The sequence below is a fragment of the Microbispora hainanensis genome (assembly GCF_036186745.1).
GTDB lineage: Bacteria > Actinomycetota > Actinomycetes > Streptosporangiales > Streptosporangiaceae > Microbispora.
Genome location: NZ_CP108086.1, coordinates 3016875 through 3032272, shown reverse-complemented (window position 1 = coordinate 3032272; position 15398 = coordinate 3016875). Strand labels below are relative to the sequence as shown.

Genomic DNA, 15398 nt, shown 5'->3' with positions numbered 1-15398 from the left:
GGTGAAGATCGGCATCGGACTTCCGAACCAGGTGCGCGACGTCACCGCCGCGACCATTCCGCGCTGGGCGGCCCTGGCGGAGGAGGCCGGGTTCTCCACGCTCGCCACGACCGGGCGGTACGCGTACCCGGGGGTGAGCGACACCGTCGCGCTCGCCGCCGCGGCGGGGGCCACCACCACGATCGGGCTGCTCAGCGCGGTCCTGCTGGCCCCGACGTGGCCTGGCGCCCTGCTGGCCAAGGAGGTCCGTTGATGGAGCCGGAGGCGATGCCCTGGCAGTCGGCGGGCACGCCGGTGCCGGCCGCCAGGGACAGGGGCAGGAAGATCAGGGCCATACCGACGCCGATGACGACGGACGGGCCGAGGATGTTGACGAGGTAGCTGCCCTGGGGTCCGGACAGTGAACGTTTTTCATCCGCCGGGCGGCTAAGCCGGTCACAGCATGATCGCGATGCTCGGGTTTTCCTCATGATGTGGCGAAGCTCCTGGTAGACGGGTTGATCACCACAACCATCACCGTCATCGCCAGGAGCTTCGGGTGCTGTTCTATCGTGCTGCCGTCGATTTGTCGCGTTCAACGCTGAACTACGTGGCCGGACTGATCCGCAGGCGGCGCAAGGCCATCGGATCGACGTGGCGGCGGCTCAACCCCGGGCAGCAGGCGCTCCTGGTGCTGGTCTATCTGCGCAAGGGCGAGACATTCGCCGAGGTCGGAGCGGGTTTCGGAGTGTCGGCGGCCACCGCGTGGCGGTATGTGGAGGAAACCGTCGCCCTGCTGTCGGCTCGATCACCGAAACTGGCGACGGCGCTGCGGAAGGCCACGAAGGACGGCCTGCACTACCTGGTCTTGGACGGCACGCTCATCCGCACCGACCGAGTGAAGGCCGACCGGCCCTACTACTCGGGCAAGCATCGCGTGCATGGGATGAACGTGCAGGTCATCGCGGGACCGGACGGGACCATCGTGTGGACCTCCGGTGCGCTGCCAGGCAAGACCCACGACCTGACCGCCGCCCGGATCTGGGGCATCCTGCGCGCGCTCGACCAAGCCGGGATCATCACCCTGGCCGACAAGGCCTATCAGGGCGCCGGGGCCGAGGTGCTGATCACGCCGTACAAGGGCAGGAACAAGCCCGAGTCTCAAAAGCAGGCCAACCGGTCACACGCCAAGCTCCGCGGGCCTGGTGAGCGCGCGAACGCCCAGCTCAAGAGTTGGCGCATCCTGCGCAAGCTGCGATGTAGCCCGAGCAAGACCGGCCACCTGGTCAAAGCCATCGCGGTCCTTCAGAACCATCGGGTAGCACACGCCTCCCGAGGATGAAATTGGCTCAGTGCAAGCAGAGCCATGCCGACGGTGGCGTGATGGCGCCGAAGACGACGGTGAGGCGCATGCCGCATTTGTCGACCCACTGGCATCGGGCCACTCAGGGCTGCCTCTGGCTGCATGGGCCGGAAAAACAGAAGAGGCCCCGGAGGGCCTCTGAGCTGCTGTTCTGCTGGTGGCAGGTCCAGGGTTCGAACCTGGGTAGGCTGAGCCGACGGTTTTACAGCGCGTGACCTTTCCCCATTTCCGGCAGCCACTGAGCTGCGGCGAGGCTCTGCCGTACCGGCTCCTCCGTCAAGATCATTGCACGCATATTGCACAGCAGATTCGGTCACCCGTTGGAAGGGTCCACCAGGATCATCGCAACCCGAATCGCAACCCCCGCCGAAGGCTAGGGCTCCACCGGCCATCCGCGTTCCAAGAGTCGTAGGTTGTCCCCAGGCACGATGCGGAGTGCCTCAAGTGGCTTGGTCGTTGTCGGGTGAGGGATTTCGATCCACTCGATCCCCCCGAAGTGCGTGAAGCAGTGAGGCAGACTCTGAAGGTATCTGAGTTGGAAGCCCGCGAAGTAGGGAGTGTCCTTGGATTCGATGTCTTTCCCATGTAGATGACCAGTTTTTGGATCGATACCGCGGCTTCTCCAATACGCCAAGACTGCCCTGGCGGCTCGTCCAAGCGGGCTGGTCTCATTCCACCGGAGACGTATATGGAGGTCGACATCCCGATCGGGGTCGGGCCCTGCGCCGTCGAGCGTGAGGCGCTCGATAGAGATCGCCCCGGCGGTTACGGCGGCGACGAGTTGCTCGCGATGGTAGAGCGGAATGTATCTGTCGAGACCCTCGAACTCATGCAGCATGGCTTCCCGTGGAGCGCGCCCTGCCTCGGGGTCTACTTCGATTGCTCGCAGCCGTCCCAACGCCGTCTCAAGCGGTTCACCTCGCTGCCATAAAAGGATCGCATCGTTGTCCGAATGGATGTCGTATTCGAAGACCAGCTGACAGCCGCGCCTTCTTCCAAGCAAACCTTGACGGATGATCGAGTAAGGGCCGCCCCCGCGCGACATCGAGTTGACGAAGTGGTGTGCCCAACGCTCGTCACCCGGGACTGTACGGTCTTCGGTGTAACTCCTGATCAAGGAGAACGCATCGATGACTACTGTGATCCAGGCATCGGAAGCGACGAATGACCTGGAGGACGCCGCGGTGGCGCGTAAGAAGCCGCAGGCCTCAGAGCAGGAACTGGTGGCCAAGCTGGTCGAGCAGGCCCGCGCTGATGGCCTGGAGCTGGTCGGCGACAACGGGCTGCTGGGCCGGCTGACCAAGCTGGTGCTGGAGTCCGCCTTGGAAGGCGAACTCACCGACCATCTCGGCTACGACAAGCACGAACGCGGCGCGAGCCAGACGGGCAACGCCCGGAACGGCACCCGTACCAAGACGGTGATCACCGACGTCGGGCCCGTCGAGATCGATGTGCCGCGGGACCGGGACGCCAGCTTCGAGCCGAAGATCGTGGCCAAGCGGCAGCGGCGCCTGTCCGGCGTCGATGAGATGGTCATCTCGCTCGCTGCCAAGGGCCTGACCACGGGCGAGATCTCCGCGCACCTGGCCGAGGTGTACGGCGCGCAGGTATCCAAGCAGACCATCTCCACCATCACCGACAAGGTGATCGAGGGCATGACCGAGTGGCAGAACCGGCCGCTCGACCCCGTCTACCCGGTGGTGTTCATCGACGCGATCCACGTGAAGATCCGCGATGGTCAGGTCGCCAATCGGCCCATCTACGTCGCCCTGGCTGTGACGGTCGACGGCGAACGCGACATCCTCGGCCTGTGGGCCGGTGACGGCGGTGAGGGCGCCAAGTTCTGGCTGCACGTGCTGACCGAGATCAAGAACCGCGGTGCGGGTGATGCGCTGATGGTGGTCTGCGACGGGCTCAAGGGCCTGCCGCAGGCGATCGAGCAGGTCTGGCCCCAGGCGGTGGTGCAGACCTGTGTGGTGCACCTGCTGCGCGCCAGCTTCCGGTACGCCGCCCGCCAGCACTGGGACGCGATCGCCAAAGCGCTGCGGCCTGTTTACACAGCCCCGACCGAGGCGGCGGCGCTGGAGCGGTTCATGGAGTTCGCCGAGGCCTGGGGCAGCCGGTATCCGGCGATCGTGAAGCTGTGGGAGGACGCCTGGGCCGAGTTCGTGCCCTTCCTCAACTTCGATGCCGAGATCCGCCGGGTGATCTGCTCGACGAACGCGATCGAGTCGGTCAACGCCCGCATCCGCCGGGCGGTCAAGGCCCGCGGCCACTTCCCCAACGAGCAGGCCGCGCTCAAGTGCGTCTACATGGCGATCATGAGTCTCGACCCCACGGGCAAGGGCCGCAAACGCTGGGTCACCCGCTGGAAGGCCGCCCTCAACGCCTTCGCCATCACCTTCGAAGGCCGGCTGTCCCCGGCCTCGCGATAGAAGAAATCAGCCGCGAGTTACACCGTTGACTGGACGGACCCCGTCACCCGGTATCTTCTCGATAAAGAGATCGACGTCATGAGGCTTCAAAGCACCACGCGCGTACGAGCCGAAGACATAGATCTTGTCAATGACCTCTAGCGGCCATGTGTCCTGCCCCGCGACCTGGTTAGTTAGGACGAGTTCGACAAGCCTCGTAGCGTTGTCCCGTTTCACAAACGCCATTCTGGCACATATTGATCATGACTGGGCTGGAACCGTCAGGCCCTTAAAAGATCTTCAGAGCTGTTCAGGATCGTTCGCCGTGCTGCTCGATGACCGACCCGTCGTTCAGATTCGTTCGCCCCAGTTCGTGATCGTCCGTCCGGGTGGCTCTCAAGGTGGCTTCCAGAACGACCTACTCGTAGAGGTGGGCGGCGTGGATCTGGAGAGCGAGCGATTGCCATGTCGGCGGGTCGACGTCGTCCTTGAACGGGGCTCCTTCACGGATACAGCCGTCCTGGAGCCACGCTGCCCAAGATCTAAGGAACTCGCCAACGTACGTGCTGCTCCAGCGGGCCTCGCCGAGCCGCTCCCCCTCGGATACTTGCCGTTCGCACTCTGCGCGATCGGCATCGAAGTCGTCTGCCATGAACTTCAGGTAGGCGGCGAAGTCTCGCATGTCACGAACATGCTCGACGTTCGGGGGAACTTCGCGCGGCGGTGTCATGAGGACGAGAGTAAAAGGCAGACTGTCAGCTTGGGAATTGCATGGATCACGGCCCGTACGGGCGCTGATCTGGGCGTGGGGCCGGTCATGAGGACCGTGGTTGCCTCCTCGTTCCCCTGGCTGACTGCACGGCGATCAAGAATGTGACCTCGTGGAGGACTACCAGCGAGCGTTGATCGGCCGCATGGTCGAGCACCTCGACCTGTATGCCTCGGGCCGGACACGGCTGCCCAAGCTGCTTGAAGATCTCTGGGGACTGTTTGCAGCATCGGACCCTCGTGTGCTTGAGATCAGAGACTCGTTTCAGTGGCTGTGGTCCGATCTCGATGGGGAGTGTGAGTTGCGGACGCAGCCCTGGGCGCCGGCCGGGGTGGCTGATGATGATCGCTTGGCCACCGTCATCGGTGAACTGCGCTTGTGGGCTACGCAGGTAGCTGCGGGCGAATCTCCCCCGCGCCCGCGCCCGCGCACGCCGCCGCCTTCCTGATCACCCCGTCTGCCGTCGACCCGCCCGAAGGGGAAGCGGGCCAAGGCCGCCGGGTCCAGGTGGAGCGCCCTACTGGACGAACGACCTGGACCCGGCGGCCTTGGTCTGCTCGGCTTGTCCCGGGTCGATGGCGGGCGGGGTGATCAGGCCCCTACCTCAGCCACCTACGGCCAGAGACGATGGGCGGGTCTTGGCGATCACCCCGGAGCCGGAGCGCCCCCGCCGGTTGCGCTGATTGTTTCGCGCTGAGGCATGTGGAGGAACGGATACGGGAGTGCGATCATCTGTCTATGACGTCGATCAGAAAGGGCTATGCCGCGTAGGCGCCCCTCTCGGGTTCCCGCACGTGGTTCGGTGTGCGGAACTCACAGAGCATCGATCCATCAAGTCCCTGGTCTCGGCCGTCGTCCTATGGCCGCGGTGATCAGGCTTGAGCACACCAGAATGCGGCCGGGTGAGGTAGCGGAGGCGTTGCTCGCGTGGGCACAGGCAGTGATCCCCGGAACCGTCGACCGGATCGCACCGACATGCATGTGCCCTGAGTGCTGCGGAGCAGCCCCACGCTGGCGGCTTGATCAGGCGCTCACGGCCTTGCCGCCGTGGGCCAGGCCCTACCTGTACTCCTTGGTTCTCCCGCTGTATAGGCGGTTTCTCGCCCGGACGTCGCTGGATCCGCATGCATCGCCTGAATGGCCCTGGTGGCAGCGAAGGCGCTGACTCCGCGGCTTTAGCACGACCGGGTCTCACGGCTCATGGGCGTGCGGCGGAGGGGAGGTGCGGCCCGAGCTGCCGGCGGCCGGGACCGGCCCCCAGGCCGCACGCCCGGCCGCCGAGCGGGCGTAGGGCCGCGAGGCGGCGCGCAGCGCCGCCCTTGAGCCGGTCGGCGGCGCCGTCGAGCGCTCCTCCACCGGCACGTCCAAGTCGGCGATCTCGCGACGCTTCGTCGTCGCCACCGAGCGCGCCCTGGCGGAGTTGATGTCGGCCGACCTGTCCGGGCTGGATCTGGCCGCCCTCATGCTGGACGGGGTGCACTTCGGCGAGCACACCTGCATCGTGGCGCTGGGGATCGGCATCGACGGCACCAAGCACCCTCTTGCGTTGGTGGAGGGCTCCACCGAGAACGCCACCCTGGCCCGCGAGTTGATCGTCGGCCTGCGTGAGCGCGGCCTGAACGTCACCCGCCCGATCCTGGTCGTGCTCGACGGCTCCAAAGCGCTGCGCCGGGCGGTACTGGATGTGTTCGACCACCCGGTGATTCAGCGCTGTCAGCTCCACAAGATCAGGAATGTCCGGGACAAGCTCCCTGAGAAGCTACGCGCTGTGGCCGACAAGCGGATGCGCGACGCCTACCACGCCGATACCCCGCTCGCCGCCGAAGCCAAGCTGACCACGCTGGCCGCTGAACTGGACAAGAAGTATCCCGGAGCCGCGGCCTCGCTGCGAGAGGGAATGGACGAGACGCTGACCATCCTGCGGCTGGACGTGCCACCGACACTCGCGCGCTCGCTGCGCTCGACCAACCCCATCGAATCGATGATCTCCATCTGCCGCGACCACGCCGCCAACGTCAAGAACTGGAAGGACGGGCAGATGGCGCTGCGCTGGTGCGCGGCCGGCATGACCGAAGCCACCAAGCAGTTCCGCCGCGTCAACGGCTTCCTGCACCTGCCCACACTCCGCAGCGCGCTTGACCGGCACGTCGCAGCCCAGAACCCGACCTCAAACTGCTACAACGAGAACGTCGCCTGACCGCGGGACCGCCGATCAAGTTCCACGAACGTCGGGACATCCTCCGAGCGGTCCATGGGCAGAGCCTCGACCTGGTCTCGGGGCACCCAGCGAACCTCTTTCGACTCGCTGCTCGGGGTGGGCTTGCCGGCTACGGCGCGGGCGGTGAGCACGATGGAGAACTCCTGTTGGGCCTCGCCGTTGCTGGTGTAGAGAATCACGTGCCGAGGATCGGTGTAGATGCCGACCAGGCCGGTGATCTCGCACAGCACGCCGGTCTCCTCGCGGGTCTCCCTCATCGCGGCCTGCGGGAGGGACTCACCGAGGTCGATCGCACCGCCGGGGACGGCCCAGTTGCCGTTGTCACTCCGGCGGATCATGAGGATGTCGCCGGCCTCATTGGTGACGACGACGTTGACGGACGGCACCAGGCTGTTCGGAGCAGGGGCGTCGTAGAAGTCGATCCGTCGCACCATGGTCACGACGCTACCGATGCAGGCGCCATCTCGACCGCTCATGCTGTCCGGGTAGACGCTGGTTGCGTCCCCGCCGACTCATCCGTAAGCCTGGCGCATACCCACGGCGAGACAGCCCGCACGACCTGCGGAAACAGCCTCAAGATCATTGCACGTATATTGCGCGACCCGCGACAGACGGCCGCTCAGGGTGGCGTCTGGCTGCACAGGCCGGAAAAGCAGAAGAGGCCCCGGAGGGCCTCTGAGCTGCTGTTCTGCTAGTGGCAGGTCCAGGGTTCGAACCTGGGTAGGCTGAGCCGACGGTTTTACAGACCGCTCCCTTTGGCCACTCGGGCAACCTGCCTTGTCTTCCGCTCGCCGCGGCGACAGGTAGAAGAATAGCGGACTTCCCGGGTGCACGTGACATGGGTTTCGCCGCGCCCCTCACGTGGCCGGCGGCGGGTGCCGGAAAGCCGGAAGCGGGCGCGGCGGTGCACCGGTCATAGTGGAACGGTGATCAGACAGGCCGAGCCGGCGGACCTCGCGGTCCTGGCGGAGATCGAGAAAGCGGCGGACGGGATGTTCGTACCGCTCGGCATCGTCTTCCCGCCGGGCACCACGGTCATCGAGGAGTGCGATGATCCCGGGCGGGTCATCGTGGCGGGCCGGCCGCCGATGGGGTTCGCCCTGCTCGGGGTGGTCGACGGCCTGACCCATCTCGACCAGATCGCCGTACGTCCCGATCATGGCGACCAGGGCATCGGAACGCGGCTCCTCGATGCCGTGTGCGCGGCGGCCACCAGGGCCGGCAGCGCCGCGGTGACGCTGACGACCTTCCGGGACGTGCCGTGGAACGCCCCCTGGTACGCCCGGCGCGGCTTCCGGGTCGTACGACCTGACGAGTGGGGGCCGGAGCTCACGGCGCTGGTCGAGCACGAGCGGGCCCTGGGCATAGAGGTGGCGCCTCGCGTCGTCATGAGGAAAGACCTCTGATCACATCGTGGGCCACTAATCTCGAAGGGCAACGGAGAGAGGACACGGACACCGATGGCCGACAGCAGTTTCGACGTGGTGAGCAAGATCGACCGGCAGGAGGTCGACAACGCCCTGAACCAGACGGTCAAGGAGGTCGGGCACCGCTTCGACTTCAAGGGCACCGGCGCGAGCATCTCCTGGTCGGGGCAGAAGGACATCGAGATCAAGGCGAACAGCGAGGAGCGGGCGAACGCGGTTCTCGACGTCTTCAAGGAGAAGATCGTCAAGCGCAACCTGTCCCTCAAGATCCTGGACGCGGGCGAGCCGAAGCTGTCCGGCAAGGAGTATCGCCTGATGGTGTCCCTCAAGGAGGGCATCGACCAGGAGAACGCCAAGAAGATCTCCAAGCTCATCCGGGACGAGGGCCCGAAGGGCGTGAAGGCGCAGATCCAGGGCGAGGAGCTCCGGGTCAGCTCCAAGAAGAAGGACGACCTCCAGCAGGTCATCTCGCTGCTCAAGGGCAAGGACCTCGACATCGCCCTTCAGTTCGTCAACTACCGGTGAGACGCATCACAGCGCGACACTGACGGAAAGGCCCTGACCTGCGGGTTCAGGGCCTTCGTCGTTTCCGCACGCCACCCGGCCATGACCATTTGGTTGCCCGGAGCAACGATCAACATATGATTGCTTAGGGAAACTAAGTTTGATCACATCGGGAAGGACTTCGATGGCGACAGCGAGGACGAGGGAGACGCCGCCGGACACGGCGGCCCCCGCGATGACGCACCGGGAGATCCTGGAGGCGCTCTCGGGGCTGATGCTGGGGTTGTTCGTCGCGATCCTGTCGTCGACCGTCGTGTCGAACGCGCTCCCCACGATCACGGCGGAACTGCACGCGAACGAGACCACCTACACGTGGGTGATCACGGCGACCCTGCTCGCCACGACGGTGTCCACCCCTATCTGGGGCAAGCTCGCCGACCTGATGAGCAAGAAGATCCTCATCCAGCTCGGCCTCACCGTCTACGTCATCGGCTCGGCGATCGCCGGTCTGTCGCAGAACTCCGGCATGCTGATCGTGGCACGAGTGATCCAGGGCCTCGGCGCCGGCGGCCTCACCGCGCTCACCCAGGTCATCATGGCGGCGATGATCTCGCCGCGGGAGCGCGGCCGCTACTCCGGCTACCTGGGCGCGGTCTTCGCCGTCGCCACGATCGGCGGCCCGCTCGTCGGCGGCCTCATCGTCGACACCTCGTGGCTCGGCTGGCGCTGGTGCTTCTACGTCGGCGTGCCGTTCGCGGTCCTCTCGCTGATCGTGCTGCAGAAGACCCTGAACCTGCCGGTCCTCAAGCGGGACGTACGCATCGACTGGGGCGGCGCGACGCTGATCACCGCCGCGGTCTCGCTGCTGCTGATCTGGGTCTCCTTCGCCGGCACCAAGTACGACTGGCTGTCGTGGCAGACCGGCGCCATGGTCGGCGGCGCGGTGGTGCTCGCGCTGCTCTTCCTCGTGGTCGAGTCGAAGGTGAGCGAGCCCATCGTCCCGCTGCGCCTGTTCCGGACCCGTACGGTCAGCCTCAGCGTGATCGCCAGCGTGCTGGTCGGCGTCGCGATGTTCGGCGGCACGACCTTCCTCAGCCAGTATTTCCAGCTCGCCCGGGGCGAGACGCCCACGGTGGCCGGCCTGATGACGTTGCCGATGATCCTCGGCCTGGCGATCTCCTCCACGGTCTCCGGGCAGATCATCACCCGCACCGGCCGCTGGAAGGTCTTCCTGGTCTCCGGCACCTTCTTCCTCACCGCCGGGTTCGCCCTCATGGGCACGCTGCGGTACGACACCGACTACTGGCTCGTCGCGATCTTCATGTTCTGCGTCGGCGTCGGCATCGGCATGAGCCAGCAGAACCTCGTCCTCGCGGTGCAGAACCAGGTGCGCGCGGAGGACCTGGGCGCGGGCAGCTCGGTCGTCTCGTTCTTCCGCTCCCTCGGCGGCGCGATCGGCGTCTCGGCCCTCGGCGCCCTGATGGGCGACCGCGTCAAGCACTACCTGGAGGACGCCCTGGCCGCGCTGGGCGTGCAGGGCGGCACCGGCCAGGAGGCCGGCGCGATCCCGAAGCTGTCCGCGCTGCCCGCCCCGATCCGCACGGCTGTGGAGGGCGCGTACGGCCACGGCATCGGCGACCTGTTCCTCTACGCGGCGCCGCTCTCCCTCCTCGCGCTGATCGCCGTGCTGTTCATCAAGGAGGTCCCGCTGCGGACCAGCGCGATCACCGTACGCGCCGACGCGGCGGAGGCCGGCGAGACGCCCGGACCCGAGACCGCGCCCCAGCGGAACGGCGCCGTGACCGGACGCCACGCCCAGCGGGACAGGCAGCAGCACGACAGGCAGCGGCCGGTCACGGCGGCCGGGGCCGAGCCGGCGTCGCCGAACGGCCACGCCACCGCCATCGAGCCCCTGAACGCACAGCCTCTGACCACGCAGGCCCTGAACGCACAGTCTCTGACCACGCAGGCCCCGAACGCGCAGGTCCTCACCGCCACCCAGGCCCAGCCGTACGCCGCTCTGGCGATGGACGCGCACGGGCCCGGCGTGGACATCCGCGGGTTCGTCAAGGGCCGGGACGGCGTGCCCGTGGGCCGCGCCACGCTCACGCTGATCGACGTACGCGGCCACCAGCTCGGCCGTACGGTCACCCAGGACGACGGGGGCTACGTGCTCCAGGCGCCCGGCAGCGGGACGTACGTGCTGATCGCATCGGCGGGCGACCGGGAGCCGCAGGTCGCGACGCTGGTCGTGGGCGACCAGCCGGTCGACTATGACATGGTGCTCGCGGCCTCGGGCCGGCTCGTCGGCACCGTACGCGGCGCGGACGGGACGCCGGTCGCCGACGCGGTGGTCGTCGTGACCGACGTACGCGGCGAGGTCGTGGCCAGCAGCGCGACCGACGCCCAGGGCGGCTTCTCCTTCTCCGGCATCGTGGCCGGCACCTACACGCTCACGGTCAGCGGCGCGGCCTACCGTCCCTCCGCCGTGCCGATCGAGGTGCTGGGCACCGGCCAGACCCGGCACGACGTCGTGCTGCTGCCCGGCGCGCGGGTGCGGGGCACGGTCCGCGTCAAGGACGGCGTGCCGCTGGCCGACGCCAGGGTCACGCTGCTCGACGCCGCCGGCAACGTGGTGGGCGTGGCGACCACCGGCGAGGACGGCGAGTACGCCTTCACCGACCTGACCGGCGGGCAGTACACGCTCGTCGCGAGCGGCTACCCGCCCGTTGCGAGCACGCTTAACCTCGGCGGCGAGGGCGACGAGCCGTACGACGTGTGGCTGGGGCACGAGCGATGAGCGTCTCCGAGACGGCGCCCAGGGGACTGCACGCCCTGGTCAGGAGCAAGGACGGCTGGGCCGTGCAGCACGCGGTCGTCACGGTGACGGACACGACCGGTCGGCAGGTGGCGCGGGCGGAGGCGGACGCCGACGGGCACGTCGTCACCGCCCCGCTGCCGCCGGGGGTCTACACGGTGGTCGCGACCGCGATCGGGTATGCGCCCGCCGCGTCCACCGCGATCGCGACCGCCTCGGGCGCCGCCGAGGCCGGCACGCTGGTGCTGGCCCGGCAGGGCGGCACCGCGCTCCCGCCGCCCGGTGTGTGGACGATCGACCCCGAGCACTCGAAGATCTCGGCCACGGCGCGGCACCTCGGGCTGAGCAGCGTGCAGGGGCGGTTCACCGAGTTCTCCGGCCGGATCGAGATGGGCGCCACGCCGGAGGAGTCGTCGGTGGTCGCCGAGATCGTCGCCGGCTCCATCGACACGGGCAGCCGGATGCGCGATGATCACCTGCGTTCCGCGGACTTCCTCGACGTCCCGGTGCACCCGGTGATCACCTACCGGAGCACCGGGCTGTCGCCGGCGGGCCCGGACCGGTGGACGGTGCACGGCGTGCTGACGCTGAGCGGCGTCAGCCGCCCGGTCGATCTCGACCTGAGCTATCTGGGCACGGGCCCGGACCTGTGGGGCGGGCTGCGGGCGGCGTTCCACGCGGTCACCGAGCTGCGCCGCGAGGAGTTCGCGATGACCTACAACCAGGTCGTCCAGGCGGGGATCTCGCTGATCGGGGCGACACTGAAAGTAGAGCTGGAAATCCAGGCGGTGCGCGGGTAAATCCCCTGCCACACATAGTCAGGAGGAGGCAGGCCATGACGGAGGCGGAGATCGCTCCCCGACCGCCCACGGCCGGCGAACACGAGGCGTACTGCGCGATCGAGCGGCAGCTCGCCATCCTGTTGCGGCGCGCCAACGCGTTCTCCGCCGGGATGGGGCGCAAGGTGCATCCCGAGCTGGACCCCGGCGCGTACGGCCTGCTGGTCCGCATCGAGCAGAGCTCGCCGATGCGGTCCAGCGACCTGGCCGCCTACCTTCGGGTCGGCCGGGCGACGATCAGCCGCCAGCTCAAGGGGCTGGAGGAGCTGGGGCTGATCAGCCGCAGCCCCGACCCCGAGGACGGCCGGGCCCATTTGCTGGCCCTCACCGCCGAGGGCAGCAGGCGGCTCGGCGCCGCGCGGTCCGCCCGCGAGGGCCGGCTCCGCACGCTGCTGGCCGCCTGGCCGGAAGAGGACGTACGGCTGCTCGCAGGGATGCTCGAACGGTTCAACATACTCACGGAAGACCTCTATCCCTGACCTCACGTTTCACGTACGTTACGGGCTACAACCCATGTGGTGGCCAATCCGTCATAAGGGACGCTTAAACTGCGCCTCAGACGTTTTCGCACCACAGCAAGGAGGCCGGTGTGGCTCCCTGGTCCATTTATCGGAAAGCGGCGAGCATCGGGGCGGTGGCTCTGGCGGCGACGCTGACCGTCACCGCCTGCGGGAGCGACTCCGCCGACTCGGGCACGACGACGGCCTCGGCCGCCCCCGGCGGTGTCGCCCTCGTCAACGCCGGAAAGCTCACCACCTGCACGAACATTCCGTACGAGCCGTTCCAGTTCAACCAGGGCGACAAGGTCGTCGGGTTCGACGTGGACATCGTCGACCTGGTCGCGAAGAAGCTGGGCGTGACCCAGGACATCGTGGACATCGACTTCGCGGCGATCAAGAGTGGCGCCGCGCTGAACGCCCGCAAGTGCGACGTCGCCGCCGCCGGCATGACGATCACGCCGGAGCGTCAGCAGAACCTGTTGTTCTCCGAGCCGTACTTCGACGCCACCCAGGCGCTGATGGCGAAGAAGGGCAGCGGGGTCACCTCGCTCGACGACGTCAAGGCCAAGAACCTCAAGCTGGGCGCGCAGGCGTCCACGACCGGCCTCGACTACGTCAAGGGGAAGGGCTTCGAGCCGATCGAGTTCGCCGACTCTCCCAAGGAGCTGCTCGGCCTGCAGACCGGCCAGGCGGACGTGATCGTGCAGGACCTCCCGGTCGTGCTGACCTGGCTGAAGAAGCCCGAGATCGGCGCCAAGTTCGAGCAGGTCGCCAGCCTCGACACCGGTGAGCAGTACGGCATCGGCATGAAGAAGGACAACACGGCGCTCAAGAAGGTCGTCGACGAGGTCCTCGCCACCGCCAAGTCCGACGGCACCTACAACGAGATCTACAAGAAGTGGTTCGGCACCGAGCCCGGCGGCGCGTCCGGCGGTGGTTCGGGCGCCGAGACCGGAACCGAGTCGCCCGCCGCGGGATCATGAGTGTTGTGACCGAGCAGCAGGCGCCATCCCCGGCTGAGCCCCGCAAGGGGCTCAGCCCGCGCAAGAGGCAGCGCATCAGCCGGGTCATCCAGTACGCCCTGCTGATCGTGGTCTTCGTCGTCCTGGTCGCGCTGGCCGACTGGAAGTCGATCGGCGAGTCGTTCCTCAACCTCGAGGTCGCCGGCAAGGGCCTGCCCGACCTGTTCACGGTGGCGTTGCGCAACACCGTGATCTACACGCTGACGGGCTTCGCCCTCGGCTTCGTCGCGGGTCTGGTGCTGGCCCTGATGCGGCTGTCCTCGGTCGCGCCCTACCGGTGGCTGTCGGTGATCTACATCGAGATCTTCCGCGGCCTGCCGATCCTGCTCATCTTCCTGATGATCGGGAGCCTCCCGCTGGCGTTCCCCGGCTTCGAACTGCCCGGCGGCGTGTACGGCAGTGCCGCCCTGGGGCTCGGCGTCGTCTCGGCGGCGTACATGGCGGAGAACTTCCGGGCGGGCATCCAGGCGGTGCCGAAGGGACAGATGGAGGCGGCGCGGTCGCTCGGCATGCCGCACATGCGGGCGATGATCACGATCATCATCCCGCAGGCGATCCGGATCGTGCTGCCGCCGCTCACCAACCAGCTCGTCATGCTGCTGAAGGACTCCTCGCTGGTGCTCATCCTGGGCGTCACGGCCGCCCAGGTGGAGCTGGCCAAGTTCGGCAACGACCAGTCCTCCACCTACGCCAACCCCACGCCGATCCTCGTGACCGGTCTGACGTACCTGCTGATCACGATCCCCCTCGGGTACGTCGCGAGGCGGCTGGAAGCGCGTCAGGGAGCGCACCGATGAGCACCGTCGAGATCAGGAACCTGCACAAGTCGTTCGGCAGCCTCGAAGTGCTGCGCGGCATCGACTTCACGGTCGAGAGCGGCCAGGTCGTCTGCGTTATCGGGCCGTCCGGCTCGGGCAAGTCCACGCTGCTGCGCTGCGTGAACCTGCTGGAGCAGCCGACCTCCGGCACCGTGGTCGTGGACGGCGTCGACCTGACCGACCCCGACGTCGACATCGACGCCGCCCGGCGGCACATCGGCATGGTGTTCCAGCAGTTCAACCTGTTCCCCCACCTGACCGTGCGGCGCAACGTCACGATCGCCCAGGAGCGGGTGCTCAAGCGGCGCAAGGACGAGTGCGACCGCGTCGCCCGGGAGAACCTGGAGAAGGTCGGCCTGATCGAGAAGATCGACGCCTACCCGCCCCAGTTGTCCGGTGGTCAGCAGCAGCGGGTGGCGATCGCCCGCGCGCTCGCCATGAACCCCTCGCTGATGCTGTTCGACGAGCCGACCTCCGCCCTCGACCCCGAGCTGGTCGGCGACGTGCTGTCGGTCATGCGGCAGCTCGCGGAGGACGGCATGACCATGCTCGTCGTCACCCACGAGATGGGGTTCGCCCGCGAGGTCGCCGACCGTGTGGTGTTCATGGACGGCGGCGTGATCGTCGAGGACGGGCCGCCCGAGCAGGTCATCGCCGACCCGCGGCACGAGCGGACCCGCGAGTTCCTCAGCCGCGTGCTGCACCCCGGCGGCGTCTGACGTCCGGA

Annotated in this window: 17 protein-coding genes, 1 tRNA gene and 1 pseudogene; 14 read left to right on the top strand and 5 right to left on the bottom strand. The window is 67.5% G+C overall.

The annotated features are described in order from the left end of the window. Window position 1: 1 nt before the first annotated feature. The 4 genes from OHB01_RS14275 to OHB01_RS14260 all read left to right on the top strand — a co-directional run bounded on the left by OHB01_RS14275 (window position 2) and on the right by OHB01_RS14260 (window position 3777). Window positions 2-253, top strand: a complete 252-nt coding sequence (locus tag OHB01_RS14275) for an LLM class flavin-dependent oxidoreductase (protein WP_221890011.1) — start codon at window positions 2-4, stop codon at window positions 251-253. A 285-nt stretch (window positions 254-538) separates the two neighbouring features. Continuing rightward, complete coding sequence (locus OHB01_RS14270) at window positions 539-1321, top strand: transposase family protein (RefSeq protein WP_142652781.1); 783 nt, start codon at window positions 539-541, stop codon at window positions 1319-1321. Window positions 1322-2030: 709 nt separating this feature from the next. Beyond that, window positions 2031-2273 carry a hypothetical protein gene (locus tag OHB01_RS14265; RefSeq protein ID WP_328855504.1) on the top strand — a complete coding sequence of 81 codons (243 nt, stop codon included), beginning with the start codon at window positions 2031-2033 and terminating at the stop codon, window positions 2271-2273. Window positions 2274-2472: 199 nt separating this feature from the next. Next, a complete protein-coding gene (locus tag OHB01_RS14260; RefSeq protein ID WP_169953795.1) occupies window positions 2473-3777 on the top strand; it encodes an IS256 family transposase in 1305 nt (434 codons plus the stop codon). A 6-nt stretch (window positions 3778-3783) separates the two neighbouring features. On the opposite strand, the gene OHB01_RS39905 is transcribed toward OHB01_RS14260, so the two are convergent. Together OHB01_RS39905 and OHB01_RS14255 are read right to left on the bottom strand one after the other, a co-directional pair. After that, window positions 3784-4002, bottom strand: coding sequence for a nucleotidyltransferase domain-containing protein (locus OHB01_RS39905; protein WP_419197577.1), 219 nt, complete (start codon window positions 4000-4002; stop codon window positions 3784-3786). Window positions 4003-4174: 172 nt separating this feature from the next. Continuing rightward, the gene (locus OHB01_RS14255; RefSeq protein ID WP_328855503.1) at window positions 4175-4486 is read right to left on the bottom strand and encodes a hypothetical protein; all 312 of its coding nucleotides are present in this window, start codon (window positions 4484-4486) and stop codon (window positions 4175-4177) included. A gap of 151 nt (window positions 4487-4637) precedes the next feature. On the opposite strand from OHB01_RS14255, the gene OHB01_RS14250 reads away from it, so the two are divergent. After that, window positions 4638-4973: a hypothetical protein gene (locus OHB01_RS14250; protein WP_328855502.1), complete on the top strand. Its 336-nt coding sequence runs from the start codon at window positions 4638-4640 to the stop codon at window positions 4971-4973. A 743-nt stretch (window positions 4974-5716) separates the two neighbouring features. Here the strand turns inward: OHB01_RS14250 and OHB01_RS14245 are convergent. Next, on the bottom strand, window positions 5717-5926 hold the full coding sequence (locus tag OHB01_RS14245; protein WP_328855501.1) for a hypothetical protein: 210 nt from the start codon (window positions 5924-5926) through the stop codon (window positions 5717-5719). On the opposite strand from OHB01_RS14245, the pseudogene OHB01_RS14240 reads away from it, so the two are divergent. Then, a pseudogene (locus OHB01_RS14240) lies at window positions 5844-6722 on the top strand (IS256 family transposase); the annotation flags it as partial. The gene OHB01_RS14245 and the pseudogene OHB01_RS14240 overlap by 83 nt on opposite strands. Here the strand turns inward: OHB01_RS14240 and OHB01_RS14235 are convergent. Both OHB01_RS14235 and OHB01_RS14230 read right to left on the bottom strand, forming a co-directional pair. Next, window positions 6701-7177, bottom strand: a complete 477-nt coding sequence (locus OHB01_RS14235; RefSeq protein WP_328855500.1) for an NUDIX domain-containing protein — start codon at window positions 7175-7177, stop codon at window positions 6701-6703. The pseudogene OHB01_RS14240 and the gene OHB01_RS14235 sit on opposite strands and share 22 nt — an antisense overlap. A gap of 261 nt (window positions 7178-7438) precedes the next feature. Next, window positions 7439-7520, bottom strand: a tRNA-Tyr gene (locus OHB01_RS14230). Between the two features lie 149 nt (window positions 7521-7669). On the opposite strand from OHB01_RS14230, the gene OHB01_RS14225 reads away from it, so the two are divergent. The 8 genes from OHB01_RS14225 to OHB01_RS14190 all read left to right on the top strand — a co-directional run bounded on the left by OHB01_RS14225 (window position 7670) and on the right by OHB01_RS14190 (window position 15390). After that, on the top strand, window positions 7670-8149 hold the full coding sequence (locus tag OHB01_RS14225; RefSeq protein WP_261985692.1) for a GNAT family N-acetyltransferase: 480 nt from the start codon (window positions 7670-7672) through the stop codon (window positions 8147-8149). Window positions 8150-8203: 54 nt separating this feature from the next. Next, window positions 8204-8695 carry a YajQ family cyclic di-GMP-binding protein gene (locus OHB01_RS14220; protein WP_142619740.1) on the top strand — a complete coding sequence of 164 codons (492 nt, stop codon included), beginning with the start codon at window positions 8204-8206 and terminating at the stop codon, window positions 8693-8695. 163 nt (window positions 8696-8858) lie between these two features. Further along, a complete protein-coding gene (locus OHB01_RS14215) occupies window positions 8859-11474 on the top strand; it encodes an MFS transporter (protein WP_328855499.1) in 2616 nt (871 codons plus the stop codon). Further along, window positions 11471-12292 carry a YceI family protein gene (locus tag OHB01_RS14210; RefSeq protein ID WP_142652268.1) on the top strand — a complete coding sequence of 274 codons (822 nt, stop codon included), beginning with the start codon at window positions 11471-11473 and terminating at the stop codon, window positions 12290-12292. Before OHB01_RS14215 ends, OHB01_RS14210 begins: the two co-directional genes overlap by 4 nt. A gap of 35 nt (window positions 12293-12327) precedes the next feature. Next, window positions 12328-12810 carry a MarR family winged helix-turn-helix transcriptional regulator gene (locus OHB01_RS14205; RefSeq protein WP_142652270.1) on the top strand — a complete coding sequence of 161 codons (483 nt, stop codon included), beginning with the start codon at window positions 12328-12330 and terminating at the stop codon, window positions 12808-12810. A gap of 110 nt (window positions 12811-12920) precedes the next feature. Further along, on the top strand, window positions 12921-13814 hold the full coding sequence (locus OHB01_RS14200) for an ABC transporter substrate-binding protein (protein ID WP_142652272.1): 894 nt from the start codon (window positions 12921-12923) through the stop codon (window positions 13812-13814). Continuing rightward, window positions 13811-14650 (top strand): amino acid ABC transporter permease, encoded by an 840-nt coding sequence (locus OHB01_RS14195; RefSeq protein WP_142652274.1) that lies wholly within the window; start codon window positions 13811-13813, stop codon window positions 14648-14650. The genes OHB01_RS14200 and OHB01_RS14195 overlap by 4 nt, the downstream gene beginning before the upstream one ends. Next, window positions 14647-15390: an amino acid ABC transporter ATP-binding protein gene (locus OHB01_RS14190; protein ID WP_142652276.1), complete on the top strand. Its 744-nt coding sequence runs from the start codon at window positions 14647-14649 to the stop codon at window positions 15388-15390. Before OHB01_RS14195 ends, OHB01_RS14190 begins: the two co-directional genes overlap by 4 nt. Window positions 15391-15398 lie beyond the last annotated feature (8 nt).

Bases quoted from the DNA above. Each gene is read 5' to 3' on its own strand.
- OHB01_RS14190 (WP_142652276.1), top strand. From the start codon at position 14,647: ATGAGCACCGTCGAGATCAGGAACCTGCACAAGTCGTTCGGCAGCCTC.
- OHB01_RS14215 (WP_328855499.1), top strand. From the start codon at position 8,859: ATGGCGACAGCGAGGACGAGGGAGACGCCGCCGGACACGGCGGCCCCC.
- OHB01_RS14260 (WP_169953795.1), top strand. From the start codon at position 2,473: ATGACTACTGTGATCCAGGCATCGGAAGCGACGAATGACCTGGAGGAC.
- OHB01_RS14210 (WP_142652268.1), top strand. From the start codon at position 11,471: ATGAGCGTCTCCGAGACGGCGCCCAGGGGACTGCACGCCCTGGTCAGG.
- OHB01_RS14220 (WP_142619740.1), top strand. From the start codon at position 8,204: ATGGCCGACAGCAGTTTCGACGTGGTGAGCAAGATCGACCGGCAGGAG.
- OHB01_RS14235 (WP_328855500.1), bottom strand. From the start codon at position 7,177: ATGGTGCGACGGATCGACTTCTACGACGCCCCTGCTCCGAACAGCCTG.
- OHB01_RS14255 (WP_328855503.1), bottom strand. From the start codon at position 4,486: ATGACACCGCCGCGCGAAGTTCCCCCGAACGTCGAGCATGTTCGTGAC.
- OHB01_RS39905 (WP_419197577.1), bottom strand. From the start codon at position 4,002: ATGGCGTTTGTGAAACGGGACAACGCTACGAGGCTTGTCGAACTCGTC.
- OHB01_RS14195 (WP_142652274.1), top strand. From the start codon at position 13,811: ATGAGTGTTGTGACCGAGCAGCAGGCGCCATCCCCGGCTGAGCCCCGC.
- OHB01_RS14265 (WP_328855504.1), top strand. From the start codon at position 2,031: ATGGAGGTCGACATCCCGATCGGGGTCGGGCCCTGCGCCGTCGAGCGT.
- OHB01_RS14205 (WP_142652270.1), top strand. From the start codon at position 12,328: ATGACGGAGGCGGAGATCGCTCCCCGACCGCCCACGGCCGGCGAACAC.